Genomic DNA, 26,894 nt, shown 5'->3' on the forward strand with positions numbered 1-26,894 from the left:
GGGCCGGAAAAATGACGCAGATCGACTATTATTTCACGGTATTGTCGCCCTGGGCCTATCTGGCCGGATCGCGGCTTGAGGACATGGCCGCGCGGCATGGCGCAGGAGTCACCTACAAACCGTTGGATATCGGGCAGCTTTTCATGCGCACGGGCGGGACGCTTCCCAAGGACCGTCACCCGTCGCGGATGGACTATCGAATGCAGGAGTTGAAACGGTGGTCCAAGGCGCTGGACTTGCCGATGAACCACACACCCGCCCACTGGCCCACCAACGGTGCCCCCGCGTCCTATGCGATCATCGCGGCGCAGTCTGCGGGCGGCGGGGATCTTGGTGCGCTGGTGCACGGCATCATGCGCGCCTGCTGGGTCGACGAAAAGGACATAGCGCAGGACGAGGTGATCAAGGCCTGCCTGTCGGATGCGGGCTATGATCCCGGCCTTGCCGATCGCGGTCTTCTGGCCGGGGCCGAGGCCTATGGCCGCAATCTGGAAGACGCGGTCAGCGCGGGGGTATTCGGCTCACCCTTTTACGTTTGCGATGATGGCGAGAAGTTCTGGGGACAGGATCGTCTTGATGCATTGGACAGGCATCTGGGTGATAAAAACGGATGACCCTTCAGACGCTTGCCGGGCACCAGACCTATTGGCATCGGTCAGGAAATGGGTCGCGTTCTGCGCTGATGATCCATTGCTCGCTGGCGCATTCCGGCGCCTGGCGGGGTGTTGAACGACAGCTTGCCGATCTGCTGACCATGGTGGCGCTTGATCTGCCCGGCCATGGCCGCAGCGCGGATTGGGACGGTGTCGGGGATTTTCAGGACACGGCAGTAATAATCACCGAAGCCCTGTGGGATCAGGAATGTCCCGGCCCGATTGACCTGATCGGGCACAGTTTCGGGGGCACCATTGCCCTGCGGCTGGCGCAGCGCCGCCCGGATCTGGTGCGCAGTCTGACCTTGTTTGAACCTGTCGTGTTTGCGGCTGCGCGCGGCAGCAAAGCCTTTGCCGACAATCTGGACGTGATGAATGGCCCCTTTGCTGCGGCTCTGGACGCGGGCGACCGGATGAAGGCCGCGCATATTTTCAACACCATGTGGGGGCGTGATTCGGCATGGCAGGCGTTGCCCATTTCTCAGCGCGAGGATATGGCAAAACGCATACATCTGATCCCGGCAGCAAACGCGGTTATTTATGCTGATGTTCATGGCCAAGTCGCGCCGGGCGCGTTGGAGCGGGTGAACATGCCGGTTCTGTTGATGGAGGGCACGCGGTCTCCCGCGTTGGTCGGCGCGGTGCATGATGTGCTGGAGGCCCGTCTGCCGGATGTTCAGCGTCACGTGATTGACGGGGCAGGGCACATGGCCCCGATCACCCATGCGGGCGAAGTTGCGGGCTTGATGTCAGCCTTCTTGCGCGAAACCGAAAGTCTGGTGGGTTAACCCCGGACCAGATCGACAAACCTGTCGATATTCTCTTCGCTCATCGACCAATCCGCCACCATACGTGCGGTCAGCAGCTCGTCCGGATCTGCACCGTCCAGCGTACCCTCCCAGATGTAATAGGCCGCCCCGGCATCATGCAGACGCTGATGTCCCGCACGGGTCCATCCGGCAAAGCTCATGTTGGCCTCCGGCTCATGCAGGAAGGTCACGCCCTCGATCTGTTTCAACCCACGCACCAACCGCGCGTTGGCCGCGTTGGCCCGGCGGGCAAGGTCGAGCCAAAGGTCATCCGTCAGATAGGCCAGCATTTGCGCGGACAGGAAACGATGCTTGGAAAACAGATGCGCCCCGCGTTTGCGCCGAAGCTCGAACTCCCACGCGTGTTTCGGGTCAAAAAAGATTACCGCTTCAACCCCCATGCAACCATTCTTGGTGCCACCGAAACTGACCGCGTCGATCCCGGCTTTCCATGTCATCTCGGCCGGGGAGCAGCCAAGGGCCACCAGCGCATTCGCGAAACGCGCTCCGTCCAGATGGGTGGGCAGGTTGAAAGACTTGGCCAGGTCGCACAGGGCGGTCAGTTCGGCAACGGAATAGACCGTGCCGCGTTCAGTCACATTGGTAATCGACACCGGGCCACGTTGCGGGCCGTGTACCCCCCGGCTTTCCTCGGCCTCGATGGCACGGCGCAGGGCTGCCGGGGTTATCTTGGCGTGATCCGACGGGACAAGCGTCAGCTTGGCGCCGCCTGTATAGAATTCCGGCGCGTTGCACTCATCTTCCTGGATATGCGCCTGAGTCGCGCAAAAAATGGTGTCCCACGGTTGCGACAGGGTGGCCAAGCTGATCGAGTTTGCTGCCGTGCCAGTCGCCACCAGATAAACCGCGGCGTCGGGCGCTTCGAAAGTATCGCGGATGCGGGCGCGAACCTCGTCCATTATGGCGTCGGCCCCATAGGGCATCGCATAGCCGTCATTGGCGCGGGTCAACGCCTCCATCACCTTGGGATGGGCGGGGCCGGTGTTGTCAGAGGCAAAAAACATCAATGCGGCTCCTCGATCAGGTGATCTTCCCATTCCTCTTCGGGCACTTCAAATTCCGGCACCGTCCAGCCCTGCACGCTGCGCCCGGCGGTGTGCACGCTGTCGGGATCACCTGAAATCAGCGGATGCCAGTCATAAAGCGGCTTACCTTCGTGGCGCAATCGATAGGCGCAGGAGGCGGGCATGAAATACGCCGTTTCGGCAATGTTTTCAGGCGTCAGAACGATGCATTCCGGTACGAATTGCAGTCGGATGTCATATTGTGAACAGCGGCAGGTCTCACCGTCCAACAGGCGACAGGCCACGCGGGTGAACACGATCTCGCCCGTATCAGCATCTTCCAGCTTGTTCAGACAGCACTTGCCGCAACCATCGCACAGGGCCTCCCATTCAGAGGGGGTCAGGCGATCAAGCGGCAGTTCCCAAAAGGTCTTGCGCAGGCTCTGGGTCATCCGTCCGCCATGAAATCTGCAGCCACTCGCAACTCGCGCAGGGGGCGCACCCGCGCGATGGATTGCTGATAGAGCGGATGCGCCTTGTAGGCGGCGAGCTGGGCTTCGTCCTTGAATTCTCCGTACACGACCACATCGGGCGAAGGGCCGGGAATAGGGTCGGTCGCGAAGTTCTCGGCCACTTCCAGGCGCAAGCAATGCGGAATGTCCTTCAGCAGCTCAAGCCCTGCGCGAATTGTGTCGCGATCCTCGGCTCGTTTGGCGGTGAAGAATACGATATGGCGGATCATCCTGCGGCCTCCAACCTCGCCAGAATTTCGCGCGCGCGGGTGCAGTCGTCATCCATCTGTGCGATCAGGGCATCAACCCCGTCAAACACTTGTTCCGGTCGCAGATATTCGATCAACGCGACCGAGATCTGCTCGCCATAAATGTCGCCCTTGAAATCGAAGATGAAGCTCTCAAGGTTCGGGCGGTTCTCGCCGAACATGGGTCGCGTGCCCATGGATGCAGCGCCACCGTAGCTGCCCTTGTGCGGCCCGGTCAAAATGTCGACCTCGACGACATAAACGCCGAATTTGGGGGGATGCAGCCCTTCGATGGACATGTTCGCGGTGGGGTAACCCAGATCACGCCCGCGCTGGTCGCCGCGAATAACCTCGCCTTCGATGCGGTGCCAATGGCCCAACATGCGGGCTGCATCACGCGGGCGGCCTTCGCTCAGCGCGTCGCGGATGGCGGTCGAACTCACCTCGCCCACTTCGTCGGACATCAGCGGGGCGATGGTCACGCCGAAACCCATCTGCCGACCCAGTGCGGCCATGTCATCGGCCTTGCCCGCGCGGCCCTTGCCGAAATGGAAATCCGCACCGATGACCACGTGGTTCAGGCCCAAACCGTCGACAATCACGCGCCGGGCGAACGCCTCGGGGGGCAGGGCGGACAGGGTGTCGTTGAAGCTCAGTTCATACAGTCGCTCGACGCCCAGCTTTTCCAGCCTGTGTGCGCGGGCGTCCGCACTCATCAATCGAAAGGGGGGGCTTTTCGGGGCAAAGTACTGGCGGGGATGCGGCTCGAAGGTCATCACGCCCAGCGGGGTCTGGCTGGCCTTGGCCTGCGCACGCGCGATGTCGATCACGTATTGATGGCCAAGGTGGACGCCGTCGAAATTTCCAATCGCGGCCGAGGCGCCGCGATCTGCTTTGTCGACAAACTGATAGTCCCGCACGATCCGCATGTGCTGGCATTATCGCCCCAAGCGATGGGGTGCAAGTCCAGCGGTGCAGGGCCGTGAGATTTTGTGTTCTGGTCGGATCAGTCGAACTTGGCCGACGGGGCCAGAACCTTCGCTTCACCCTTCAAAACCGGCTTTCCATCGACCAGACATTCCGTTTTCAGCGTGACGCGCCGCTTGGCGTGGTCGATGTCCAGAACGGTGACTTCGGCCCGTACGGTATCGCCGGGGCGAACGGGGGCCAGGAAGGTCAGGCTTTGCCCCATATAGATGGTGCCATGGCCCGGAAGCTGCTCGCCAATCACGGCCGAGATCAGACCCGCCGTCAGCATCCCGTGGGCAATCCGTCCTTCGAAGATCGTGTCATTGGCATATTCATCGTCCAGATGCACCGGGTTCCGATCGGTCGAGATTTCGGCGAACATCTCGATATCCCGGTCCGTCACTTCCTTGGTGACATGCCGCGACATGCCGATTTCCAGCTCTTCAATGCAGATCGTGCCGCGCGGGAAATTGTCCAACATCTGGATCCTCCGGTTACAAAAAGACCAATAGCCTTCTGAATTGGCAATAATATTACTTTGCAACTGCAGAAAAGCAAGGGAAAACATCGGTTGGATGGATCAAAGAGCGATGGCTGGACGTATGACGCGCGGCCATCGCGGGGTGGCGACGTCCCCCTGACCTGCCTGTTTTTCAAGGCTGAACGGCTGTGAAGCCTAGCGCAGATAGCCGATCGCGTATGTGGGTGTGATCATCTCGGCCGCGACAAACCGTTCCAACGCTTCTGCATCCGGCTGTTTGCCGGTGCGGGTTTCTTCCCGCGCCAAACCGCCTGTGATGAACAGAGAATCAATATCTTCACCCTGCGCGCCCTTGATGTCGGTGCGGATCCCATCGCCAATCGCCAGGATACGGGCGTTGTCCACCGACCGCCCTTCCGCGATCATGCGACGCCGCGCAAGGTCATAGATCGGGGGGTGGGGCTTGCCGAAATACAGGCTTTCGCCGCCCATTTCGGTGTAGAGCTGGGCCACGGCGCCCGCGCACCATTCCCGCTGTTCGCCGCGATCCACCACAATATCGGGGTTCGCACAAAGCAGTTTCAACCCGTACTGCTTGGCCAGCAGCAACTGGGGGCGCAGCGTGTCGGGGTGAGCGTGCGGGTCGAACGGGCCGCAGCAGACGATGCCCTCGGCATGTTCCAACGCGACTTCTTCGATCTCGACCGGATCATCAATGATCGCCATCGGGTCGAAGAAGGACCGATCATGCGCCTCGCCCATGAACCAGACCTTGTTGCCTACAGCGCCGGTAAACATCGCCGCCCGCGCGCTGTCGCCCGAGGTTGCAATGGTGTCCCAGCAATCGCGCGGCACGCCGATCTGGTCCAACTGGCCTTCGACCGAGGTGCGGTGACGCGGGGCGTTGGTTACAAGGACGACAAATCCACCGTTTGCGCGAACCTTGCGCAATGCCTCGACCGCCTCCGGGTAAGGATGCACCCCGTCATGCACGCAGCCCCAGAGGTCGACGAAATAGGCGTCGTAGGTGCTGGAAATTTCGCTGAGGCTTTCGATGATGCGGGTCATGGCGCGGCTCCTTGGGTCTCAAGGAAGGTATGGCAGAGGGGGACGGAGGTGGCTAGGGGGATATGCCGGGTATGGTCTGCTTCGCGGGACGAACCTGCCATTCAATCCAGATGGATCAATGACTGCTTTGAACCGGTTTGCATGACGGTAGGTCGTGCGAGCCACCGCCAACTTCTTAAACAGCCGATCCCTTGTTTAAGCCCAAGCAAGTTCAATCACCCGCATCTGTCGGAGTGTTCACGCGTCTCTGATGGCAGTCAGAATCATCAACTTGGCCGATGACAGCTTGTAGCAAGTTTCGAAGTCTGGACAGCTTAGGCAATCCTCCCACTCTTAGTCCGATACTTCCACATTCCGCTCTCCGCGCGCCCACCCGATATTACTGATCTCAAACGAGAACACTTTCCCAGAATGAATGCCTGTATCAATCGGTGCGATAACGTTTGGGAACATTGTCCCGTAACATGGTCTGCGTGTTGGCATTTGCTTCGCTCCATCTTTTTCGTCAAAGACTTGACCTACGATAGCAGACTTGCGATCGGCTGATGTTTCTCAAGCGAACTTGGCGCGCGTTCGGTTGGCGAATGCCACAAGGGACAGCATGACCGGCACTTCGACCAGAACGCCAACCACCGTTGCCAAAGCCGCGCCGGAATTCAGCCCGAAGAGACTGATGGCGACGGCCACAGCAAGTTCGAAGAAATTCGATGTTCCGATCAAGGCGCAGGGTGCCGCGATCCGATGCGGAACCCGTAAGGCGTAGGCGGCTGCATATGCCACCGCAAAGATGCCGTAGGATTGGATTAGGATGGGCACGGCAATCAGGGCGATGACCTGTGGGCGATCCAGGATCACCTGGCCCTGAAGACCAAAGAGGATCACTACGGTCGCGATCAAGCCGATCACGGACCAGGGTTTGACTCGGCCTTGGAATGTCTCAATACGATCTGCGCTGCCGAGTTGCCGACGGGTCAGGAAGCCTGCCACAAACGGCAACAGGACAAAGAGCACGACTGAGAGCACCAAGGTCTCCCAAGGGACCGTGATTTCCGTTACGCCCAAAAGGAAAGCGACAATCGGGGCAAAGGCAAACACCATCACCACGTCGTTCACCGAAACCTGCAAAAGCGTGTAGCTTTCGTCGCCGCGTGTGAGCTGAGACCAGACGAAAACCATCGCGGTACATGGCGCGGCCCCGAGCAGTATGAGACCGGCGATGTATTGCTGCGCATCTTCCGGTGCGATCAGATCGGCAAAAACTACCTCAAAGAACAGAACCCCGAGCGCGGCCATGGTGAATGGCTTGATAAGCCAGTTCACGATGAGCGTGATAGCAAGGCCTTTCGGTTGTTTGACGACATCGCGCAGGCTTCCGAGATCAACGCCCACCATCATCGGGTAGACCATTGCCCAGATCAGAACAGCGACGACGAGGTTGACGCTCGCAACTTCAGCGGCAGCGATGGCGTTCACCAATCCCGGCGCGGCGCTTCCGATTGCAATGCCTGCGATGATCGCCAAAGCAATCCAAACGGACAGATATCGTTCAAACAAACTCATACTTTGATCTCTTCAGAAATTTCGGGATTGAGGCGTGCAGCGGCCAATCCGGCAAGCGCGACCATGAGCGTTGCGGTCCCCAGCATCATCGGCAGGCCTCCAAGCTGATAGGTTACCCCAGACAGCACCGTACCTAGGAGCCGCCCCCCCGCGTTCGCCATGTAATAGAACCCGACATCCATGGTGACCCGCTCCGCCTTCGTGAAGGCAAGGATCAGGTAGGAATGGAGGGCAGAGTTAATCGCAAAGATCGCGCCAAAGAGCAGCAGGCCCGCAATCAGTGTGATGGTCAGCCAGGTCTGAGGACCATCAGAGGCCAGGGCCGCAACTGTCAGAGCGGCAGGGATCGCTGTAAGGGTCCATGCCCAACCCTTTGCGGCATACACCAAATCGCTTTCTGACCGTGATGACGCACGCAGAATTCGTGGGGCCGACGCTTGTATGAAGCCGTAGAGGATCACCCAAACCGCCATGAACGTCCCGATCATGAAGAAGGCAGTTCGGTTTCCAGCCACGGTCCCGTCAGACAGCACCGCATAGAAGTAGATGGGGATGCCGACCACGAACCAGACGTCGCGCGCCCCGAACAGAAACACACGAGCCGCCGAGAGCCAGTTCACGTTCGATGACCTGGAAAAGACCTCGGAGAACTTTGCACCTTTCCGACCCTTCGGCAGACCTGGTGGCATCGCGATCAACACGGCGATCAAAATGACAGCGAGGATTGCTGCCATCCCCAGGACAGCCCAGACAAAACCGAGCGTCGCCAGCAGTGCGGCCCCCAACAAGAAGCCAAGGCCCTTCACGGCATTCTTGGAACCCGTCAGCAGCGCCACCCACCGGAACAGCCCGCCATCCTCGGACGGAGCCAAGACCTTCACGGCAGATTTGGACGACATCTTCGCAAGGTCTTTGGCCACCCCGCTCGCGCCCTGGACGACCATCACATAGGCGACTGAGGCGCCAATAGCCCAGGTCGGGTCGAGCTGCGCCAAAGCCAACAAGCCCAAGACCTGAATGCCGAGGCCGGCATAGAGCGTGGAGGTCAACCCGAAGCGGGCCGCGATCCAACCGGCACAGAGATTGGTCACCATACCCGCAATCTCATAGAGCACGAATAGGTAGGCGAGCTGAACGGGGCTGAAACCCAACGTATGGAAGTGCAGTAGCACCAGCATTCTGAGCGCGCCATCGGTGAGCATGAAGGCCCAATAGGCAGCCGTCACGGCGATATAGGCTGACAGCCCCTCTGGCCGCGCGGATGTGTCGGTCACACTGACGCTCCAACCATCAGTGCAACATCGACAAGACGATGAGCATAGCCCATCTCGTTGTCATACCAGGCAAAGACCTTCAGTTGCGTCCCGTTGATGACCATTGTCGACGGCGCATCCACGATGCTGGAGCGTGCGTCATTGGTATAATCGGTTGAGACAAGGGGTCTTTCCTCGTAGCCCAGAATACCTTTCAGCTCATCGTCCGCTGCGGCCTTGAAAAGAGCATTGACCTCTTCAGCCGTGGTTTCACGCTCCACCTCGAACACACAATCGGTCAGTGACGCGTTCAGGAGCGGAACCCTCACTGCGTGCCCGTTCAGACGCCCTGTCAGCTCCGGATAGATGAGCGTGATCGCGGTCGCGCTGCCTGTCGTCGTTGGGATCAGAGAATTCAGCGCCGAGCGCGCGCGACGCAAGTCCTTTGCGGGCCGGTCCACGATGGTTTGGGTGTTCGTCACATCGTGGATCGTGGTGATGGAGCCGTGCTTGATGCCGAGGTTTTCGTGAATGACCTTCACGACCGGCGCGAGGCAGTTTGTCGTGCAGCTCGCCGCCGTGACAATCCGGTGTTTGCCCGCATCATAGATGTCATGGTTCACGCCGTAGACGATATTGGCTGCATCGCCATCCTTCACAGGTGCAGAGACGACAACTTTTTTAAAACCCGCTTCGAAGTAAGGGGCGAGCTTCGCCTCGGACTTGAAGACCCCGGTGCAGTCGATCACAACATCCACGCCTTCCGATGGAAGGTCGTTGATATTTTTGGTTCCAATGAACGGAAGCCGCGTGCCATTGATCGTCACGCTATCCGCATCATGAGAGAAATCGGCTTCCCACCGACCATGCACGGTATCGAACTCCAGAAGATGGGCATGCATCTCAGGATCACCCAAGGCGTCGTTGATCCAGGCAATCTTGGCTCCGCGGTCCAGCAATGGCTTCAGGGCGAGTTTTCCGATCCGGCCAAGGCCGTTGAGGGCGTAGGTAGTCAAGCAGAGGCTCCTTCATTTGTTTGTGCGATGTCGTCCACGGCCTTCTGCAACGCGATCCGGTCAAGAGACGCGATTGGCAAAGCCGTGAAGGCTTTGATCCGGTTCAGCAGCGCAGCATACGACTGATGAAAGGCCAGGCTCTTTTCAGCGTTCGAGCCTTCGACCTTCACCGGGTCCGGCATACCCCAATGGGCGCTCACCGGCTGGCCTGTCCAAGCCGGGCATTCCTCATTGGCCGCCTGATTGCAAACTGTGAAAACAAAATCAAAGTGTGGGGCATCGTTGCCTTGGAAGACCGACACGTTCTTCGACTCCAGGACAGAGATATCATGCCCCTTTTGTTCAAGAACTTCGAGCGCGAACGGGTTCAGCTCTGAGCGTGGCTTTGTCCCCGCCGAGTAAGCAACAAATCTGTCACCCGCCTCCTTGCGTAGTATCGACTCTGCAAAGATCGAGCGTGCGGAATTGCCGGTGCAGATGAAAAGGACTTTGTACTTGCGATCAGTCATGGGACTGTCTCCGTCGAAGCCAACAGACGTAAGGGGTGAACAGATCTCCGGGCGACCGCGGCAGCAGTCGCGCAGCAGATAAACGAACGTCTCGCGAGCCGCATCCATGTCGATCGCGTAGCGCAGGGAGGTTCCAACACGCTCTTGTGTGACCAGCCCCGCCTGCATCAGCGCGTTCACATAGGTCGAGAGTGTATTTGGCTTAAGGTCGAGTGCTTGCGCCAACTCGGTCGCAGGCACGCGGTCCGGATAGCGACGCATGAGTAGCCGAAACACGGCCAGCCGCTGCGGGTGACCAAGCGTCGTGAGGCGATTGGGAATCAATATTTCCATATTCCATGAATTATGGAATTACTTGCGTTTGCGCAATACTTCTTTAGATCGATTAGCGGACATTCGTCGGGCCGCAGGAATCTGGTAGGTATGGGCTCATTCCGGTCGTTAGCTGCATCTTGTGCCAACGGCTGCGTCGCGGGACATTGCGAGCTTTCGCTGCAACTGCGCCAATGACAGCTTTCAGAAGCGAAAATTATTTGTTGATGTAATGCGCGCCGCTTTTCGACACAGCACTAGCGCGTAGCCGCTCCTAGCAGGGCAGGTTTGGAAACGCTCCATACAGCGTCATCGGTCGCCCGTCGCTGCTGTTGAGTTCGTATATATATGTCACCGCGTTTTCCTGAAACGCGAGCAACGCGGCACGCTCATCAGACCCGCACACCAGTCGGCGGATGTGCTGGTAGAGATGACGATCCGCTCCATCGTTCGACCCATCCCGGATGCGGAACATCTCGGCGGTGTCCTTTGCCCTGAAGGTGAAAATAATGACACCGTTCTTCCGCTCAACGCCGTCAAACTGTGACGCGCGCGCCGGGACAACCTGATCGAGATTTGCAGCAACATGTGCATAGGCCCGCTCTACGGCGGCATCATGGATCTGCAGGTCGGCGAGCCATTCTTGCATCAAGCGATACTGCACCAAGCGCGTGGCGGCGCGCGTTTCAACAGCCGCCCGTGACCAGCTTTCGCTTGCGCCACCCACTTCGACAATACTGTCTTCGTTCAGCTCGAAAGCGTAAGTCTCGACCTGGTGTGGCTCTTCGCTGACGACAAAGACGCAGGCCATGAAACGATCACCCGGCTTGGCGATCTCTGTCGACCAAATGCGCACCTCAGCGACACAACGCTCGCGCGGGTAGTCCATCGGTTGATGGTTCCGGTTGGCCCAGATCAAGCCGATGACCGCAGGCTTGGCCTGTGTGATGTCATAAGACCGCGGCGCATCTGGACCTTCCTCGTCCAGCACCCGGCAGACGATGTATTCCTTGTATCCCGTCCGATATCGGAGGCTCGGCGCGAGGTTTTCGCCGTTGATCGTTTGCAGGCAGCTATTGCCGAGGACGGGCGTCACTTGTGGGTTATTCGCGATATCGGGGCGCAAGTTGGCCAGCCAAAGGGGGCCAAATCCGTCGTGGAATAGGTTGTAATCCGTCGGATAATGAAGGTCGAAGACTGTCTCAGTACCACCTGCATCGGTGAAGGTGATCGTCGCATCAAGCTGCCCGGCATAGCTGGACCTATCGAGCGCAGCGATGCTTGCCGTCGCCGTCACGTTGTGGCTGGCCTCAGCCGACCACCCCACGACACCAGACGAAAACCGCTGATAGGCGTCATAAAGACTGTTGGTCGACAGCCCCCCGGTTATCAAAAGGTATCCGACTGCCAGAAGTGCGAACGAGAAAAGGAACTGGAATACGGTCGAAATGCGCATGGAGCCCGCTCTAACTAAATGCATTTTACCCAAGAGACAGTGCAAGCTAGCCAGAATCAAGGCGCATTTCATCGCCATACCCGCTCAGACGCATAGAGCAGACATTCGTGCCCCTTGCAGCATTCGGCAATTTGGGCTCAAAGCAGACCTAACGCCAAAGAAAAGCCCGCGCGATTGCGCGGGCCTTCCCGTTCACAACTTGTATCAGCCTACACAGCCAAATTCGGAATAATCTGCTTCTTCCGGCTCATCACACCTGGCAGGACAACCACGTCACCATCCACCTTCGCGCCGAAGCTCTTTTCGGCCACGGTTTTGACCAGATCATTGGGGACCAGCAGGGTGGCTTCTTCCTTCAGGATGTCCACGACGAACAGCAAAACCTGATCGACGCCGTCCTCGGCCTCGACGGTTTTGAAGGTCTCCATCAGGCTGTCCTTGCGGCCCAGCGGGATCTCGGGCGCGGTGGTTTCCAGGACACTGACGCGGAATTTCTTACCAGCGACTTCGTATTCCTTTGAATCCATGCGGATCAATTCCGCGTCCGAGAAGGCGGATACATCCGACTTGGCAGCGAACATTTCGGCGGCATAGTCGGACACGTTCACGCCCAGATCAGCGGCCAGCGCGGCCACGACGTCGCGGTCGCGATCGGTGGTGGTGGGCGAGCGGAATTCCAGCGTGTCTGACAGGATGCAGGTCAGCGCGGCACCTTTGATGTTCTCGGGCATCTTGGCAGCGTCGTCGCCCATCAGATCGTACATGATGGTCGCGGTGCAGGCCAGCGGACGGATGGTGATGTCGATCGGGCCTTTGGTTTCCAGACCGCCGACCAGCTTGTGGTGGTCGATGATCGCCTGCACGTCTGCGCCGTTGATGTTGGCGGGCAGCTCGGCCGGGTTGTTGGTGTCGACGACGACGCAAGGCTGGTCGTCAGCCACATCCTCGATGATCTCGGGCATATCAAAGCCCCAGCGCTTCAGCATGAAGGCGGCTTCGGTGTTGGGTTGACCCAGCAGCACGGGCTTGGCGTCCACGCCCTGCACTTCGTTCAGATACCACGCCCAGATCAGGGGCGAGCCGGTCGAGTCAGTGTCAGGGGATTTGTGGCCGAAAACGAGGGTTGTCATCTTGGTATGTCCGTCTTGATAGGGTTATGGAATTTGCCAGCCTTATAGGGCGCGCGCCCGCCTTTGTCACGCGCTGCGTTGCAGCATGGGGGCGGGCGCGGCTTTGCCTATCGCGTGAATTCCAGCAAGGTGACGCCGCTGGCGTAGTGGGTCACCGATCTGCGTTGCCATTGGGTCGTCAGTTGCCCGCCTGCAAACAGCGGAACGCCTGCGCCCAATGTCAACGGCGCCAGTTTCAGGATCAGCCGGTCGATCAGCCCTTGCTGCAGAACCCAACCGGCAAACTGACCACCCCCGCACAGATAAACCGGCGCCCCGTCTCCGGCACGCAGTTTGTCCAGATGTGACCGCCAGTCAGACCGCACAATTGTTACGTCAGCTTCGTCGGGCAGGCTGAGGGTGGTCGAGAAGATATGATGATCCATGTGGGGATAGGCACGTGCCCCGGGTTCAAGGCCGAAGCCGTACCCGTATTCGTAGGTGTGTCGCCCCATGATCACGGTGCCATATCCGGCCAACCTGTCAAAATAGGGAGCGATGTGGTCGCCTTCGCCGGGGAAAGCCGAGGCATCTCCGCCGGGGCCAGCAATAAAGCCGTCAAGGCTGACGGCGGCGTCATAAATGATTTCACGCATGGGATATCCTGTCATGTGAATGTAAACCAACCCCGATCGGGGCATCCTTGTCTGAGGCTTACTTGATCACTGGCAGTGCACTCCTTTTGCAGACTGCCAGTGTAGCGGAATACAGGCTTTGCGTAAATGGCTTGGTCCTGCGGCGCCGCCGGCGCTAGAAAGGTCGCATGTCGAAACCGTCCGAAACCGACCTTTATGCCCCCGTAAAATCCTGGCTGGAACAGGCGGGGTATGAAGTGAAATCCGAAGTTGGCCCTGCCGATGTGGTGGCGCTGCGCGCGGGTCAGCCGCCGTTGATCGTGGAGCTGAAGGCGGGGTTTTCCCTGACCTTGTTGCAGCAGGCCGTTGCACGTCAGGCGATCAGCGATCTGGTTTACGTGGCGGTGCCGCGTTGGTCGGGCAAATCGGGGTGGCGGGCGTTCAAGGGCAATGTGGGCCTGTGCAAGCGGCTTGGCGTGGGGGTGCTGTCGGTGCGTCTGAAGGATGGGTTCGTGCAGGTCCACACAGATCCCGGCCCGTTTCAGCCGCGCAAATCCAAGGTGAAATCGGCGCGGCTCTTGTCCGAGTTTACCCGCCGCGATGGCGACCCAAATACCGGTGGCACGAATGGCAAGGTTGTGACGGCCTATCGGCAGGACGCCGAGAGACTTGCGGCCTGTCTGGCGAAAGAAGGGCCGATGAAAGGCGCAGCACTTGCCAAAGCCACGGGCGTTAAGACCGCGACGCGGATGATGGCGATCAATCATTATGGCTGGTTCGAGCGGGTGGAACGCGGCGTCTATGGCCTGACACCCGAGGGACGGTCGGCTTTGAAAGATTAATCCGACCTTTTTGATCGGGATCAATTCCCTTTGTCGCGATTCTCGATTAACAGCGGGTGAGATTGATCAGGAGCTTTCCCATGCGTGTGTGTCTTGCCTCGGTACTGGTGGTTGGTCTGGCCTCTCCTGTTGCTGCGTTCGACAGCCTTGAGGAACTGGGCGAGGCGCTGTTCTTTGACGTAAACCTGTCCAAGAACCGCACACAATCCTGCGCTACCTGTCACGATCCGGAACACGGTTTTGTTGATCCGCGCGAAACAGAAGTCGGGCGCGCGGTGTCGCTGGGCGATGACGGGGTCAGCCTTGGCGACCGCACCGCACCCACGGCGGCTTATGCAAAGTTCACGCCGGATTTCGAACAGTTGGACAAGAAGGCATGGCGCGGAGGGATGTTCTGGGACGGTCGCGCCGCCGGATTGGCGGGGCAGGCGGGCGGGCCGCCCCTGAACCCGATTGAAATGGGAATGCCTGACGAAGCGTCGGTTGTCGCGCGACTGGCGGAAAACAACGACTACGTCGCGGCTTTCAAGGCGCTGTTTGGCGACGCGATCTGGGACGATGACGCTGCCGCCTATGATGCGATGACGGAGGCAATTGCCGCGTTCGAAAGCACCGATCTGTTTTCGCCCTTCGACAGCAAATACGACCGTTTCCTGCGCGGGGAGGTCAAGCTGACGGACGAGGAAGAACTGGGTCGCGTGTTGTTCTTCTCGGAGCAGTTCACCAATTGCAACCTGTGTCACCAACTGCGTCCCTCACCCATCGCTGGGGACGAGACATTCACCAACTACGAATATCACAACATCGGAACGCCGATGAATGAAGCGGTGCGCGCCGCCAATGGGGTGAAGGGTCCGGATCTTGGCCTGCTGGGAAACCCGGAAATTGACACTGCCGATGCGGGCGGACGCTACAAGGTCCCGACTTTGCGAAATGTGGCGGTGACCGGACCTTACATGCATAACGGGGTGTTCAAAGACCTGCGCACCGTCGTGTTGTTTTACAACAAATACAACACTCTGGACAAAGATCGGCAGATCAATCCCGAAACAGGCAAGCCCTGGGCCATGCCGGAAATCCCGCAAAATCTGGCGGTGACGGAGTTGATCCACGGGCCCGCACTGGATGACAAGCGCATCGACGCTCTGGTCGCGTTCATGAAGACGCTGACAGATGCGCGGTATGAGCATTTGCTGGAAGATCAAGCCAATTGAAGCCGGTCAACTGGTTGCCCGGGCTGGCGGGTTGTGCCATGCCGGTCCAGAAATCTTTTTCGATTGCTTGACACCCTTCAAATGACTCCCTAACTCTGCGCCGTTAGCACTCGCACCCGGTGAGTGCTAAGAGAACTGAAACTGAGCTTAGGGAGTCTCAGCAAATGGCATTTACACCACTGCATGACCGTGTGTTGGTCCGCCGCGTCGAAAGCGACGAGAAAACGGCAGGCGGCCTGATCATTCCGGAAAGCGCCAAGGAAAAACCGGCCGAAGGTCTGGTTGTTGCCGTGGGCGCCGGTGCGAAAGACGACGACGGTGATCGTATCGCCATGGACGTCAAAGAAGGCGACAAGATCCTTTTCGGCAAATGGTCCGGCACAGAAGTCACCATCGACGGTGAAGAGCTGCTGATCATGAAAGAATCCGACATCATGGGCATCATTGCCTGATCGTCTGACCGATTTACACGAATTTTCAGGAGTAAGCTAAATGGCTGCTAAGGACGTAAAGTTCGAAACCGAAGCCCGCAATGCAATGCTGCGTGGCGTCAATATCCTTGCCGATGCTGTCAAAGTGACCCTTGGCCCGAAAGGCCGCAACGTGGTTCTGGACAAGTCGTTCGGCGCCCCGCGCATCACCAAAGACGGTGTGACGGTCGCAAAAGAAATCGAACTGGAAGACAAGTTCGAAAACATGGGCGCGCAGATGGTGAAAGAAGTCGCCAGTCGCACCAATGACGAAGCCGGCGACGGCACCACCACGGCCACCGTTCTGACCCAGGCGATTGTGCGCGAAGGTCTGAAACAGGTTGCTGCCGGTCTGAACCCGATGGACCTGAAGCGCGGGATCGACCTGGCTGTGTCCAAGGTTGTCGCTAGCCTGAAAGACATGGCGCGCGAAGTGAAGGACTCGGACGAGGTTGCGCAGGTTGGCACCATCTCGGCCAACGGCGAAGCTGAAATCGGCCGCCAGATCGCAGACGCGATGCAGAAGGTTGGCAACGAAGGCGTGATCACGGTCGAGGAAAACAAAGGCCTTGAGACCGAAACCACCGTTGTTGAAGGTATGCAGTTCGACCGTGGTTATCTGTCGCCCTATTTCGTGACCAACCCCGACAAGATGGTTGCCGAACTGGACGATTGCTTGGTGCTTCTGCACGAAAAGAAACTGTCGTCGCTGCAACCGATGGTTCCGCTTCTGGAATCGGTCATCCAGTCGCAAAAACCGCTGCTGATCATTGCCGAGGACGTTGAAGGCGAAGCTCTGGCAACTCTGGTTGTCAACAAGCTGCGCGGCGGTCTGAAAATCGCTGCCGTCAAGGCGCCGGGCTTCGGTGATCGCCGCAAGGCCATGCTGCAGGACATTGCGATCCTGACCGGTGGTCAGGTGATCTCGGAAGATCTGGGCATGAAGCTGGAAAGCGTGACCATGGACATGCTGGGGTCGGCCAAGAAAATCCAGATCACCAAAGACGAAACCACCATCGTTGACGGTGCTGGCGAAAAAGCCGAGATCGAAGCCCGTGTGGCCCAGATCCGCACGCAAGCCGAGGAAACCACTTCGGACTATGACCGCGAGAAGCTGCAAGAGCGCGTTGCCAAACTGGCAGGTGGTGTTGCCGTGATCCGCGTGGGCGGCATGACCGAGGTTGAAGTGAAAGAGCGCAAAGACCGTGTGGACGATGCCCTGAACGCCACCCGCGCTGCGGTGCAGGAAGGCGTGATCGTTGGCGGTGGTGTTGCACTGGTTCAGGCTGGCAAGGGTCTTGCCGGTCTTGAAGGTGAAAACGCTGACCAGAACGCAGGCATCAACATCGTGCGCAAGGCGCTGGAAGCTCCGCTGCGTCAGATCGCTGAAAACGCGGGTGTCGACGGTGCCGTGGTTGCAGGCAAAGTGCGCGAAAGCGACGATGTGACCTTCGGCTTCAACGCCCAGACCGAAGAATATGGCGACATGTTCAAATTCGGTGTGATCGACCCGGCCAAAGTCACCCGCACCGCGTTGGAAGACGCCGGTTCGGTTGCTGGTCTTCTGATCACCACCGAAGCCATGGTGGCCGACAAGCCGCAGAAAGACGCCCCTGCTGGCGGCGGCATGCCCGACATGGGCGGCATGGGCGGCATGATGTAAATCGAATTCCGTCAGGAATTCGATTGCGACAGGCGATTGGCCGTCAGGCCAATCTGCCGAGAGCTGCCCGGCGACAGGCGATTGGCCGTCAGGCCAATCTGCCAATAGCCAAGACAAAATATCTGAAGGGCGTTCGGTTCGGGCGCCCTTTTACTTTGTGGTGGAAAATTCATCCACCCCCCTTACAAAAAGTTGTGACACCGTTTATGTTAATAAGTGTAACATAACCCTTTGGCGGAGGCTGCCATGCTTCGATCCCTTATTCTGCTTTTCGTCACGCTTCTGGCGGTGCCAGCCACCGCGCAAGAGGTCTATCGTTTCGGAGATGATGCCTATATGGCCGGTGACAACGTGACCCTGACGGGTGAAGCGGTGGATGATGCATTCATTGCGGGCAACACGGTGGTGCTGTCGGCTTCGGTCAATGGCAGCGCCCATGCCGGTGGTCGCTCGGTGTCCATCTCTGGTCCGGTGGGCAAAAGCCTCTATGCGGCCGGACTGAACGTCAATATGTCCGGTGGAGTCGGCGATGATGCGCATCTGATCGGCGATACGGTCCTTGTAAACAACGATGTGGGCGGTGACCTGCGCGCCGCGGCCCAACGGATCGAGATCAACGGCGCCGTTGGTGACAGCGCGCTGGTGGCTGCCGAAAACATCCTGCTGACCGGTGCGATTGCGGGCGATGCCAGCTTCTCGGTGGATAACCTCAGCTTCGGGGATAACGCCCGGATCGAGGGGACGTTGTATCTTTATGCCGAGGATCCAAACGATATCGACATTCCCGACAGCGTTGTGCCGCAGGACCGGATCTCGCGTCATGATATTGACGACTTCGACGCCTCCGCCGATCCCGAGGGGGGCGCGACGCTTGACCGCTCTCGCCCGGGCATTGTCGCCTGGCTGGTCGGGACGATCACGTCGATCCTGATCCTGACCGCGATTGCCACCCTGATTTCAGCACTTGCGCCCTCCTTCCTTCTGGCGCTGCGCCTGCGCACGCTGGAAACCCCGGCGCGCGCCCTTTGGATGGGCTTTCTGACCATCTCGGCACTGGCCGGGTCGCTGTTCCTGTTTGCGCTGACCGGGTTCGGCATTCTGCTGATCCCCGTATCCATCGTGCTGGCCGTGCTTCTGGGCATCGCGGGATATGTTATCGGCACCTATATCCTTGGCGTCGGCTTACTGGGCGCCACCAATCGCCCGCTGCCGGAAACCCTCAGCGAACGCGCGATTGCCGCACTGGTGGGCGCGGTGGCAATCACGGTGTTGGCGATGATCCCGTTCATCGGATGGATCGCCACATTGGCGATTGCACTCGCCGGCGCCGGGGCGCTGGTCATCCGCTGGTTCGCGCCGGGGTTCTATACCGAGGTGCGCTGACAGGCTGCAACTGCAACACGGGCATGCCTGCGGCAGCCGGAAAGCCCTGGATAGGTCCGGGGCTTTCTGACGTTTGGATGAAGCAAAATCTCATTTGTGCTATGAACTCTGGACCAAGCATTTGTTTCGGAGGCATTCATGTTCGATTTTTCAGCACGGTTTGTCATTGCACCCATGTGCGTCTTCTTGATGTTTTCGGGGCAGGTCATGGCGCAACAGGAAAAGAGCCTGGACTTTGTGCAACAGTCGATCGCCGCAACGATGGCGGGTGATCGTGACCGGGCCATTGCGCTGGCCTTGCGCGCGCTTCCCGATGCGCCGACCGAGGCCGATCTGGATAACTATCCCGATGCGTACAGGGCCTTGCTGCGCGCTGCGGCGGCGCGCATCACGCAGGTCGACCGGTCTGGGTTTCAGCACTACGCCGTCAATTGGCGCGGCGACCGTGCCGTTGTGGGGGCTGCCAACGGTCCGCAGGACGGGACACAGGACGCGCCGCCCTATGCGCTTTTCGATCCGCGCAGCAATGAATGGATTTCCGACCTGGTGGCATGGGATGTGCCGATCAGCATGGTATACGGCCCCGGTCTGCCGCCCGCGTTTTCGCCTGACGGCGATCTGGTGGCCATCTGGGCAATGGATGAAGGGCAGGTGCTGCTGTTCGATACGATGGACGGAACGGCTCACGCCCCGCTCGATCTTGGTGGCGCACCGGGGTGGATCGCCGGATTTTCTCCGGATGGCAAGCATTTGGCGGCTGTTGCGGGGGGGCGTGTTGCGGTCTGGGATCTGGAAAGCCGTGCGCGTGTTACCGGGTTCTGGCCCGACCAGATCGAGGCTTTTGACGTGGTTGCCTGGGCGGCAGATAGCAGCTTTATCGTGGCGCAGGGCGAGGTCGCGAATTACGAGATCGCGGCGGTCACCCTTCAACGCCATATGCCAGACGGGCTTTCCGGGTCTGTGCGGATCGACGTGACGGGCCCGTCGATATATCTGACGCAGTCACCGGTTGGCGCCACAATGCTTGTCGCTGTCGGAGATAATCAGTTCATCGCTGACCCTGTCATGGAAACCGTGACCCGATTGGCAGGGACCGGGGATGCAGCCTGGCAGTTGTCCGGGACGGGGCGGCGGTCGCAACGCTTGTAGCGACGGGATTCGACGACAACTACATGCCCACCGGATTCGAATTGTTGGTGACAGACCTCGAGGGCGTCATGCTTGAGGCCAGCCCCCATGACTGGATCACATTTGACCAGTATCCCGTGACCAAAGATGCATCCATTCTCGGCATGGGCAGCACGCGGGCACTCAGCTATGCGGGTCAAGACCTTCCATCAGGCATCGCGCTTTACGAGATGCTGTGGTCGGGGTTGTCAGAGGCTGAACGGCAAGCCATCGCCGCCGAAAGTGCGTCGCGCTGAGCAAGCGGGGGCAGACTATCTCACTATCTCTTCCAGCGCGTCATAGGTCGGGGCGTTTTGGTTATTTCCCCACGCCAGGTCCGGCAATGAGAGAGGGCGAAAGTGCAAGTCTGCGATGTCTTGCTGCCTGACCCAGCGCCGATCGGTCACGATGGTTTCCGGGTCTTGCCATGCCGGATCCAGATGTCCGCCCAGGAAATCGCAGCGAAAGATGATCTCGACCTGATGGAAGCCGGTGTCGGGGTCATGAAATTCGTTCACCAGGGCCGGGGCACCGACTGCGATGGTCAGGCCAGTCTCTTCGTGCACCTCACGGATCAGGTTGTCCGGCAGGCTTGCCCCCGGTTCGACCCCGCCACCGGGCAGGCAAAGCAGATCGGACAGGCCGCCGCCATAGGCATTGACCATCAACAGGCGGTTGTGGTGCAGGATCAGGCCGCGCACCGCCAGCCGGGGTGTTTTGAATCTCATCGACATGCGCCAAGATTTGCTTATCGGCGGATCAGGGGCAAGCTGCCTCTCGCATCTGGTGGGCGGTATGCGTATCTATCCCATATGATCAGAGTGTTGACCCTTGCCCTTGGCGTCCTGACCGCCCTTGGCGCACCCGCGCGCGCGGATTGCGTCATCCTGTTGCACGGGCTTGCCCGTACGCCATCCTCGCTCTGGGTGATGGAGGAAAGCCTGCGCGCCACGGGGTATGACGTGGTGAATATGGGCTATCCGTCGACCAAGGCCCCGATTGGCGTGCTGGTCGAGGCCGCGATCCCGCCTGCCCTGAGCGCCTGCGGCGATCAGAAAGTGCATTTCGTCACCCATTCCATGGGCGGCATTCTGGCGCGGGTCTGGCTTCAGGATCATCAACCGAAGAATATGGGGCGCGTGGTGATGATGGCTCCGCCCAACAAAGGCTCGCAACTGGTGGATGCGTTTGGTGATCTCGAGCCGTTCGAATGGCTGAACGGCCCTGCCGGGCTGCAACTGGGAACGGATGAGGATTCGGTTCCTAACCAGGCGGGGCGCGCCGCGTTTGAACTGGGGGTGATCGCAGGCAACCGCTCGCTCAACCCGATCTATTCAGCCGTGATCGAAGGCGAGGATGATGGCAAGGTCGCGGTGGACAACACCCGCATTGCCGGCATGAACGACCACATCGTTCTGCCCGTGACGCACACATTCATGATGGTGAACCCGCTGGTCATCGCGCAGGTCACGGAATTCTTGCAAAACGGCAAGTTCGATCACGATCTGACATTGGCAAAGGTGCTGGACGACATCGCCACCGAAGCGGGGTATCGCAACCGCTTCCTGCGCCGCGACCGATAGCGCGCAGGCGGGATCACACCGCCTGGCTGTGGCCGCTTTCGTTCATCTCGTAATCATCGAAATGCCGCGCGATCATGCGGGCGACCGGTCGGGCCGAGGGCCGAATGGTCAACACGGTGCCGTCAAGATCGGTGGTATCGGGCATCGCGGCGTCCAGCCCGACCACCATCGCCAGAAAGTCGTCGACCGGGCGCGTGAACTCATCCGCCAGCTTGGCAAAATCAACGCGGAAATAGCACAGAAGCTCTTCGATCACGCGGCCTCGGGCAAGGTCTTCGTCGCTGAAGACATGACCCTTGGCTCCTGCCAGCCGACCATCGCGCACCGCAGCCTGGTATTTCGACGTGGCCGGTTCGTTTTGCGCATAGCCTTGCGGGTAGCGGGCGATCGAACTGGCGCCAACGCCGATCATCACCTTCGAAGCGTCTTCGGTATACCCCTGGAAATTCCGCTTCATCGTGCCGGCCTTGTGGGCTTTGGCCAGACCGTCCGAGGGCAGGGCGAAATGGTCGATGCCGATTTCGTCATAACCTGCGGCGATGAACAGATCACGCGCGGTGTTGTAAAGGTCCAGCCGCTCCTCGGCCGAGGGCAGCGCCTCGGTCGGGATCAGGGTTTGACGACGCGCCACCCATGGCACATGGGCATAGCCAAACAGCGCCACCCGGTCAGGACCAAGGCTGATCAGCTTTTCGACCGAATCGGTGATTCGCGCCGTGTTCTGGTGCGGAAGGCCGTAAAGGATATCCATGTTCAGGCTGTTGATGCCGCGCGCGCGCAGACCGTCCACGGCCTGTTTGGTGATTTCATAGCTTTGCGGGCGGCCGATGACCTCTTGAATCATCGGGTCGAAATCCTGCACCCCGATGGACGCACGGTTCATCCCTGCCGCCGCAAGCGCATCCAGCCTTGCATCGTCAATCTCGGACGGGTCGATCTCGACCGAAAACTGCGCATCGGGCGCCAGTGGCGTGGTGGACAGAATCGCATCGGTCAGATCAGCGATCATCTCGGGCTGCAGCAGGGTCGGTGTCCCGCCACCCCAATGCAGGTGTTCCAGCTTGATCCCGTCGGCCAGCAGGGTTTTGATCGTCGAAAGCTCTTGTTTCAGACTGTTCACATAGGCCACGACGGGTTCTGCGGTGGACGTGCCCTGGGTGCGACACGCGCAGAACCAGCACAACCGGCGACAGAACGGTATATGCACGTATAGCGATACTGCATCATCCGCCGGGATCGCGCTGATCCAGTCGGACAGGTTGGCGGACCCGACGCCCGCCTTGAAATGCGGGGCGGTCGGATAGCTGGTATAGCGGGGCACGCGCGCGTCAAAAAGACCGAGGCGTTTGAGTTGCGAAGTGGTCTGCATTCGCATAGGTTTGGCGAACAAACGCGCGCTCAACTTTGATCAGGATCAAACAAGACACAGCTCTTGTTAAAAAAAACCATGAACGACATCAGCTTCAATACCCGTGATTGTGGCAGCTGCCCAATTCGCCACCGTGCCGTGTGTGCCCGTTGCCAGCCCGACGAGTTGGAGCAACTGGATGCGATCAAGTATTACCGCACCTTTGAAGCAGGGCAGCCGGTGATCTGGTCCGGCGACCCGATGGAGTTTGTCTCGAGTGTCGTCAGCGGCATTGCGACGCTGAGCCAGACCATGGAAGATGGCCGCACCCAGATGGTGGGGCTGTTGTTGCCGTCTGATTTCATTGGGCGCCCCGGGCGCGATGCCGCCCCGTTCGATGTGGTGGCGGTGACGGATTTGACCCTGTGCTGTTTCCGCAAGAAACCGTTTGAAGACATGATGGAAAAGACACCCGCCATCGGCACACGGCTGTTGCAGATGACCTTGGACGAACTGGACAGCGCGCGCGAATGGATGCTGGTTCTGGGCCGCAAGACAGCACGCGAGAAAATTGCCAGTTTGCTGGCCATTCTGGCGCGCCGGGATGCGTCCCTGCATAAAAAACCACCGCGCGACGGGATGAGCTTCGAGCTGCCGCTGACGCGCGAGGCGATGGCCGACTATCTGGGTCTGACGCTGGAAACTGTGAGCCGTCAGGTCTCGGCCTTGAAGAAAACCGGCGTGGTCGAGCTTCAGGGCAAGCGCCGCGTGACCATCCCCGATCTTCAGGCTCTGATCACCGAAACCGGTGACGATGTGGATGGCGCCCCGATTGTCTGAGACAACGGGTTCTGATCCGCGATGATATGGCCAAAAAGATTACGCAAGGGCGCCGATTGCGGCGCCCTTCATGTGTATTCAGCTGTGTCCGGTGATGGTTCCGCGTTCAGTGCGCCAGCACGATGGGCACTTCGGCCACTTCCAGCATATGCCGGGTAGCTCCCCCCAGAATTGATTCGCGGAACCGTGAATGCCCGTAGGCGCCCATCACGATCATATCCGCATCCTTGTCGAGCGCGTGGCGGTTCAAAACGTCCGAGATGCGCGGCATTGTCTTGGCCAGGACGCAAACCTCGGCGCGCACTCCGTGTCGGGCCAGCATCTGGCTGAGCGCCCCGCCGGGGTCGGACCGTTCCGGCCCATGCTGGGGCGGGTCGATGATGGCAATTGACACCGTATCCGCCTGCTTCAGGAATGGCATCGCCTGACGCACGGCCCGCAGCGCCTCGGGGCTTTCGTTCCAGGCGACAACGATATTGCCGACAGATTGCGGAAACGCGGCCCCGTCCGGCATTACAAGGACCGGAACGTTGCCGTCGAACAGGGCGGCTTCGACGATGGCCTCGGCGTCATGCCCGCGCCCTTCACCATAGGGGCGCGGCATCACGACCAGATCGGCAAACCGGGTGCGATGGGCGACAACGCCATTCAGGGCAACCATCTGTGCCGTCAGCGCATCGCTTGACCATGGCAGGGCATGCGCTGTCAGTGCTTTTCGGGCAAAGGCCTCGAGGTCCATCGCGTCTTCACGCGCCTGTGCCAGATTGTCCTGCACCACCATTGCCGACGCCCCTGCGTAATAAAATCCCTGCTGAGACCGGTCGATTCCCAAGCACAGCACCTCAAGATGGGCGTCGTGCTGGTTGGCGACCGCCTTGGCCGCTTCAAGCGCGCCCTTGCAATGCGTGGTGTCGGTGACGATTGTGTTAACGGTGCGGTATGTCATCAGTTTGCCCTCCGATTTGGCCTGATTGACAGCGTGCCCCCGCCGCGCGTGCGACGCTTTGACATGGGTCAATCGGGCTTATTCGGCCACCTGCGACAGTTTTTGATATGGATCAAAGCAGTCTTGAAGGGATAGGTCCAAACCCACACAAGTCGAATAGTGCCCCCTTCCGGTCGTGGGAGGGGGGCGTATGACATAAGACGAAGGGACGCAAAATGTGGGATTACCTCAAATTGGCGATCTACGGCCTCATCGCAGTGCTGGCCGCAATCGCTGCAAGTTATGCCCGCGACATCGCCTATCAGGTTCATGCAATCCTGGTGGTGTTGATCGCGGCAGGCCTGTTTGTCTTTTCACTCCGCACCGTGGGTGAAAAGAAGGCGGTCGCAACCGGCTATATGGATGGCCCCGTGCGCGTAGGGGTCGCCCTGACGGCCTTCTGGGGCGCGGTTGGCTTCCTTGTTGGGACGTTCATCGCGTTTCAGCTGGCCTTTCCAAACCTCAATTTCGCCTGGGCCGACGGGTATCTGAACTTCGGACGCCTGCGTCCGCTGCACACCTCGGCGGTGATCTTCGCATTCGGCGGCACCGCCCTGATCACGTCCTCGTTTTATGTCGTACAACGCACATCCGGCGCGCGCCTTTGGGGCGGTAATCTGGCGTGGTTCGTGTTCTGGGGATACCAGATCGTGATCCTGCTGGCCGCCACCGGCTATCTGCTGGGCGCCACCCAATCGAAAGAATATGCTGAACCCGAATGGTACACCGACCTGTGGCTGACCGTGGTCTGGGTTGCCTATCTTCTGGCGTTCATGGGCACGCTGATGAAGCGGAAAGAGCCGCATATCTATGTGGCCAACTGGTTCTATCTGTCGTTCATCATCACCATTGCCATGCTGCATGTGGTGAACAACCTGGCCATGCCGGTGTCGATCTTCGGATCTAAATCGGTTCAGCTTTTTGCTGGTGTTCAGGATGCGATGACGCAGTGGTGGTACGGTCACAACGCCGTGGGCTTCTTCCTGACCGCAGGCTTCCTTGGCATGATGTACTACTTCGTGCCGAAACAGGCCGAACGCCCCGTCTTCAGCTATAAACTGTCGATCATTCACTTCTGGGCCCTGATCTTCCTGTATATCTGGGCCGGTCCGCACCACCTGCACTATACCGCGCTGCCGGACTGGGCTTCGACCCTTGGCATGGTGTTCTCGGTCATCCTGTGGATGCCGTCGTGGGGTGGCATGATCAACGGCCTGATGACCCTGTCGGGCGCCTGGGACAAGCTGCGCACCGACCCGGTCATCCGGATGATGGTTGTGTCGATCGGTTTCTATGGCATGTCGACCTTTGAAGGTCCGATGATGTCGATCCGCGCCGTGAACTCGCTGTCGCACTATACGGACTGGACGATTGGTCACGTGCACTCGGGTGCGCTGGGCTGGAACGGGATGATCACCTTCGGGATGCTCTATTTCCTTGTCCCCAAACTGTGGAACCGTGCAGGCCTTTACAGCCTGAAACTGGTCAGCTGGCACTTCTGGCTCGCCACCATCGGCATCGTGCTCTACGCCGCGTCGATGTGGGTGACCGGTATCATGGAAGGCCTGATGTGGCGTGAAGTTGACGCGCAAGGCTTCCTGGTGAACTCGTTCGCCGACACCGTGGCCGCCAAGTTCCCGATGTATGTGGTGCGCGGTATGGGTGGGGTTCTGTTCCTCACGGGTGCCCTGATCATGTGCTACAACCTTTGGATGACCGTGACGCGTTCGCCGGTGGCCGAGACCGCCGATGACGCCCAAACGGCTCCGGCAGAATAAGGAGGG

The 26,894-nt window shown here is 59.4% G+C and carries 28 protein-coding genes; 12 read left to right on the forward strand and 16 right to left on the reverse strand.

All coding sequences use genetic code 11. The features are described from left to right. Nucleotides 1-11: 11 nt before the first annotated feature. Both IE188_RS09140 and IE188_RS09145 read left to right on the forward strand, forming a co-directional pair. Nucleotides 12-614, forward strand: a complete 603-nt coding sequence (locus tag IE188_RS09140) for a 2-hydroxychromene-2-carboxylate isomerase (protein ID WP_191286178.1) — start codon at nt 12-14, stop codon at nt 612-614. After that, nucleotides 611-1,441: an alpha/beta fold hydrolase gene (locus tag IE188_RS09145; RefSeq protein ID WP_191286179.1), complete on the forward strand. Its 831-nt coding sequence runs from the start codon at nt 611-613 to the stop codon at nt 1,439-1,441. The genes IE188_RS09140 and IE188_RS09145 overlap by 4 nt, the downstream gene beginning before the upstream one ends. Here IE188_RS09145 and IE188_RS09150 read toward each other — a convergent pair. From IE188_RS09150 to IE188_RS09210, 13 genes are all read right to left on the reverse strand, one after another. Then, on the reverse strand, nt 1,438-2,487 hold the full coding sequence (locus IE188_RS09150; protein WP_191286180.1) for a threonine aldolase family protein: 1,050 nt from the start codon (nt 2,485-2,487) through the stop codon (nt 1,438-1,440). The genes IE188_RS09145 and IE188_RS09150 overlap by 4 nt on opposite strands. Then, nucleotides 2,487-2,939: a YcgN family cysteine cluster protein gene (locus tag IE188_RS09155; protein ID WP_191286181.1), complete on the reverse strand. Its 453-nt coding sequence runs from the start codon at nt 2,937-2,939 to the stop codon at nt 2,487-2,489. Before IE188_RS09155 ends, IE188_RS09150 begins: the two co-directional genes overlap by 1 nt. Further along, nucleotides 2,936-3,229 carry a Dabb family protein gene (locus IE188_RS09160; RefSeq protein WP_191286182.1) on the reverse strand — a complete coding sequence of 98 codons (294 nt, stop codon included), beginning with the start codon at nt 3,227-3,229 and terminating at the stop codon, nt 2,936-2,938. Before IE188_RS09160 ends, IE188_RS09155 begins: the two co-directional genes overlap by 4 nt. Then, a complete protein-coding gene (locus IE188_RS09165; protein WP_191286183.1) occupies nt 3,226-4,176 on the reverse strand; it encodes a bifunctional riboflavin kinase/FAD synthetase in 951 nt (316 codons plus the stop codon). The genes IE188_RS09160 and IE188_RS09165 overlap by 4 nt, the downstream gene beginning before the upstream one ends. A 77-nt stretch (nt 4,177-4,253) precedes the next feature. Next, nucleotides 4,254-4,697, reverse strand: a complete 444-nt coding sequence (locus tag IE188_RS09170) for a MaoC family dehydratase (protein ID WP_191286184.1) — start codon at nt 4,695-4,697, stop codon at nt 4,254-4,256. 195 nt (nt 4,698-4,892) lie between these two features. Beyond that, the gene (locus IE188_RS09175) at nt 4,893-5,765 is read right to left on the reverse strand and encodes a TIGR01459 family HAD-type hydrolase (protein WP_191286185.1); all 873 of its coding nucleotides are present in this window, start codon (nt 5,763-5,765) and stop codon (nt 4,893-4,895) included. A gap of 552 nt (nt 5,766-6,317) precedes the next feature. Beyond that, nucleotides 6,318-7,325: an ACR3 family arsenite efflux transporter gene (arsB, locus tag IE188_RS09180; RefSeq protein WP_191286186.1), complete on the reverse strand. Its 1,008-nt coding sequence runs from the start codon at nt 7,323-7,325 to the stop codon at nt 6,318-6,320. Then, a complete protein-coding gene (gene arsJ / locus IE188_RS09185) occupies nt 7,322-8,599 on the reverse strand; it encodes an organoarsenical effux MFS transporter ArsJ (protein ID WP_191286187.1) in 1,278 nt (425 codons plus the stop codon). Before arsJ ends, arsB begins: the two co-directional genes overlap by 4 nt. Next, entirely contained in the window at nt 8,596-9,594 is a 999-nt protein-coding gene (locus IE188_RS09190; RefSeq protein ID WP_191286188.1) for an ArsJ-associated glyceraldehyde-3-phosphate dehydrogenase, read from the reverse strand. The genes arsJ and IE188_RS09190 overlap by 4 nt, the downstream gene beginning before the upstream one ends. Then, complete coding sequence (locus IE188_RS09195; protein WP_191286189.1) at nt 9,591-10,436, reverse strand: arsenate reductase/protein-tyrosine-phosphatase family protein; 846 nt, start codon at nt 10,434-10,436, stop codon at nt 9,591-9,593. Before IE188_RS09195 ends, IE188_RS09190 begins: the two co-directional genes overlap by 4 nt. Nucleotides 10,437-10,689: 253 nt before the next feature. After that, entirely contained in the window at nt 10,690-11,871 is a 1,182-nt protein-coding gene (locus IE188_RS09200; RefSeq protein WP_191286190.1) for a hypothetical protein, read from the reverse strand. A gap of 209 nt (nt 11,872-12,080) precedes the next feature. After that, entirely contained in the window at nt 12,081-13,001 is a 921-nt protein-coding gene (locus IE188_RS09205; protein ID WP_191286191.1) for a manganese-dependent inorganic pyrophosphatase, read from the reverse strand. Nucleotides 13,002-13,108: 107 nt separating this feature from the next. Next, a complete protein-coding gene (locus IE188_RS09210; protein ID WP_191286192.1) occupies nt 13,109-13,636 on the reverse strand; it encodes a dihydrofolate reductase family protein in 528 nt (175 codons plus the stop codon). 167 nt (nt 13,637-13,803) lie between these two features. On the opposite strand from IE188_RS09210, the gene IE188_RS09215 reads away from it, so the two are divergent. From IE188_RS09215 to IE188_RS09245, 7 genes are all read left to right on the forward strand, one after another. Further along, nucleotides 13,804-14,457, forward strand: a complete 654-nt coding sequence (locus IE188_RS09215) for a DUF2161 domain-containing phosphodiesterase (protein ID WP_191286193.1) — start codon at nt 13,804-13,806, stop codon at nt 14,455-14,457. A gap of 80 nt (nt 14,458-14,537) precedes the next feature. Continuing rightward, nucleotides 14,538-15,671, forward strand: a complete 1,134-nt coding sequence (locus tag IE188_RS09220; protein ID WP_191286194.1) for a cytochrome-c peroxidase — start codon at nt 14,538-14,540, stop codon at nt 15,669-15,671. A 164-nt stretch (nt 15,672-15,835) separates the two neighbouring features. Beyond that, a complete protein-coding gene (locus IE188_RS09225) occupies nt 15,836-16,123 on the forward strand; it encodes a co-chaperone GroES (protein ID WP_191286195.1) in 288 nt (95 codons plus the stop codon). Between the two features lie 40 nt (nt 16,124-16,163). Next, nucleotides 16,164-17,804 (forward strand): chaperonin GroEL, encoded by a 1,641-nt coding sequence (gene groL / locus IE188_RS09230; protein ID WP_191286196.1) that lies wholly within the window; start codon nt 16,164-16,166, stop codon nt 17,802-17,804. A gap of 246 nt (nt 17,805-18,050) precedes the next feature. Further along, nucleotides 18,051-19,187, forward strand: coding sequence for a hypothetical protein (locus tag IE188_RS09235; RefSeq protein WP_191286197.1), 1,137 nt, complete (start codon nt 18,051-18,053; stop codon nt 19,185-19,187). A gap of 138 nt (nt 19,188-19,325) precedes the next feature. Then, on the forward strand, nt 19,326-20,336 hold the full coding sequence (locus IE188_RS09240; protein ID WP_191286198.1) for a WD40 repeat domain-containing protein: 1,011 nt from the start codon (nt 19,326-19,328) through the stop codon (nt 20,334-20,336). Between the two features lie 23 nt (nt 20,337-20,359). After that, a complete protein-coding gene (locus tag IE188_RS09245) occupies nt 20,360-20,611 on the forward strand; it encodes a hypothetical protein (RefSeq protein ID WP_191286199.1) in 252 nt (83 codons plus the stop codon). Between the two features lie 15 nt (nt 20,612-20,626). Here the strand turns inward: IE188_RS09245 and IE188_RS09250 are convergent, their stop codons facing one another. Further along, complete coding sequence (locus tag IE188_RS09250) at nt 20,627-21,082, reverse strand: NUDIX domain-containing protein (RefSeq protein WP_191286200.1); 456 nt, start codon at nt 21,080-21,082, stop codon at nt 20,627-20,629. 87 nt (nt 21,083-21,169) lie between these two features. Here IE188_RS09250 and IE188_RS09255 point away from each other — a divergent pair, with 87 nt between their 5' ends. After that, nucleotides 21,170-21,937, forward strand: a complete 768-nt coding sequence (locus tag IE188_RS09255; RefSeq protein WP_407648230.1) for an esterase/lipase family protein — start codon at nt 21,170-21,172, stop codon at nt 21,935-21,937. A 13-nt stretch (nt 21,938-21,950) separates the two neighbouring features. Here IE188_RS09255 and hemN read toward each other — a convergent pair whose 3' ends face one another. Continuing rightward, entirely contained in the window at nt 21,951-23,306 is a 1,356-nt protein-coding gene (gene hemN / locus IE188_RS09260) for an oxygen-independent coproporphyrinogen III oxidase (protein WP_191286202.1), read from the reverse strand. A 78-nt stretch (nt 23,307-23,384) separates the two neighbouring features. On the opposite strand from hemN, the gene fnrL reads away from it, so the two are divergent. Then, complete coding sequence (fnrL, locus tag IE188_RS09265; protein WP_191286203.1) at nt 23,385-24,125, forward strand: transcriptional regulator FnrL; 741 nt, start codon at nt 23,385-23,387, stop codon at nt 24,123-24,125. A gap of 106 nt (nt 24,126-24,231) precedes the next feature. Here the strand turns inward: fnrL and IE188_RS09270 are convergent, their stop codons facing one another. Further along, nucleotides 24,232-25,071 (reverse strand): universal stress protein, encoded by an 840-nt coding sequence (locus IE188_RS09270; RefSeq protein ID WP_191286204.1) that lies wholly within the window; start codon nt 25,069-25,071, stop codon nt 24,232-24,234. A 215-nt stretch (nt 25,072-25,286) separates the two neighbouring features. On the opposite strand from IE188_RS09270, the gene ccoN reads away from it, so the two are divergent. Continuing rightward, a complete protein-coding gene (ccoN, locus tag IE188_RS09275; RefSeq protein ID WP_191286205.1) occupies nt 25,287-26,888 on the forward strand; it encodes a cytochrome-c oxidase, cbb3-type subunit I in 1,602 nt (533 codons plus the stop codon). Nucleotides 26,889-26,894: the final 6 nt, after the last annotated feature.

Origin of the sequence: Aliiroseovarius zhejiangensis (assembly GCF_014656375.1) — a bacterium.
GTDB lineage: Bacteria > Pseudomonadota > Alphaproteobacteria > Rhodobacterales > Rhodobacteraceae > Aliiroseovarius > Aliiroseovarius zhejiangensis.

Excerpts from the sequence above, each read along its gene's own strand:
- IE188_RS09225 (WP_191286195.1), top strand. The coding sequence starts at position 15,836 with ATGGCATTTACACCACTGCATGACCGTGTGTTGGTCCGCCGCGTCGAA.
- IE188_RS09245 (WP_191286199.1), top strand. The coding sequence starts at position 20,360 with ATGCCCACCGGATTCGAATTGTTGGTGACAGACCTCGAGGGCGTCATG.
- arsB (WP_191286186.1), bottom strand. The coding sequence starts at position 7,325 with ATGAGTTTGTTTGAACGATATCTGTCCGTTTGGATTGCTTTGGCGATC.
- IE188_RS09240 (WP_191286198.1), top strand. The coding sequence starts at position 19,326 with ATGTTCGATTTTTCAGCACGGTTTGTCATTGCACCCATGTGCGTCTTC.
- IE188_RS09220 (WP_191286194.1), top strand. The coding sequence starts at position 14,538 with ATGCGTGTGTGTCTTGCCTCGGTACTGGTGGTTGGTCTGGCCTCTCCT.
- IE188_RS09145 (WP_191286179.1), top strand. The coding sequence starts at position 611 with ATGACCCTTCAGACGCTTGCCGGGCACCAGACCTATTGGCATCGGTCA.
- IE188_RS09195 (WP_191286189.1), bottom strand. The coding sequence starts at position 10,436 with ATGGAAATATTGATTCCCAATCGCCTCACGACGCTTGGTCACCCGCAG.
- hemN (WP_191286202.1), bottom strand. The coding sequence starts at position 23,306 with ATGCAGACCACTTCGCAACTCAAACGCCTCGGTCTTTTTGACGCGCGC.
- IE188_RS09165 (WP_191286183.1), bottom strand. The coding sequence starts at position 4,176 with ATGCGGATCGTGCGGGACTATCAGTTTGTCGACAAAGCAGATCGCGGC.
- IE188_RS09200 (WP_191286190.1), bottom strand. The coding sequence starts at position 11,871 with ATGCGCATTTCGACCGTATTCCAGTTCCTTTTCTCGTTCGCACTTCTG.
- IE188_RS09175 (WP_191286185.1), bottom strand. The coding sequence starts at position 5,765 with ATGACCCGCATCATCGAAAGCCTCAGCGAAATTTCCAGCACCTACGAC.
- IE188_RS09170 (WP_191286184.1), bottom strand. The coding sequence starts at position 4,697 with ATGTTGGACAATTTCCCGCGCGGCACGATCTGCATTGAAGAGCTGGAA.
- IE188_RS09215 (WP_191286193.1), top strand. The coding sequence starts at position 13,804 with ATGTCGAAACCGTCCGAAACCGACCTTTATGCCCCCGTAAAATCCTGG.
- IE188_RS09155 (WP_191286181.1), bottom strand. The coding sequence starts at position 2,939 with ATGACCCAGAGCCTGCGCAAGACCTTTTGGGAACTGCCGCTTGATCGC.
- IE188_RS09150 (WP_191286180.1), bottom strand. The coding sequence starts at position 2,487 with ATGTTTTTTGCCTCTGACAACACCGGCCCCGCCCATCCCAAGGTGATG.
- ccoN (WP_191286205.1), top strand. The coding sequence starts at position 25,287 with ATGTGGGATTACCTCAAATTGGCGATCTACGGCCTCATCGCAGTGCTG.
- IE188_RS09140 (WP_191286178.1), top strand. The coding sequence starts at position 12 with ATGACGCAGATCGACTATTATTTCACGGTATTGTCGCCCTGGGCCTAT.
- IE188_RS09210 (WP_191286192.1), bottom strand. The coding sequence starts at position 13,636 with ATGCGTGAAATCATTTATGACGCCGCCGTCAGCCTTGACGGCTTTATT.
- groL (WP_191286196.1), top strand. The coding sequence starts at position 16,164 with ATGGCTGCTAAGGACGTAAAGTTCGAAACCGAAGCCCGCAATGCAATG.
- IE188_RS09235 (WP_191286197.1), top strand. The coding sequence starts at position 18,051 with ATGCTTCGATCCCTTATTCTGCTTTTCGTCACGCTTCTGGCGGTGCCA.
- IE188_RS09270 (WP_191286204.1), bottom strand. The coding sequence starts at position 25,071 with ATGACATACCGCACCGTTAACACAATCGTCACCGACACCACGCATTGC.
- IE188_RS09160 (WP_191286182.1), bottom strand. The coding sequence starts at position 3,229 with ATGATCCGCCATATCGTATTCTTCACCGCCAAACGAGCCGAGGATCGC.
- IE188_RS09250 (WP_191286200.1), bottom strand. The coding sequence starts at position 21,082 with ATGAGATTCAAAACACCCCGGCTGGCGGTGCGCGGCCTGATCCTGCAC.
- IE188_RS09205 (WP_191286191.1), bottom strand. The coding sequence starts at position 13,001 with ATGACAACCCTCGTTTTCGGCCACAAATCCCCTGACACTGACTCGACC.
- fnrL (WP_191286203.1), top strand. The coding sequence starts at position 23,385 with ATGAACGACATCAGCTTCAATACCCGTGATTGTGGCAGCTGCCCAATT.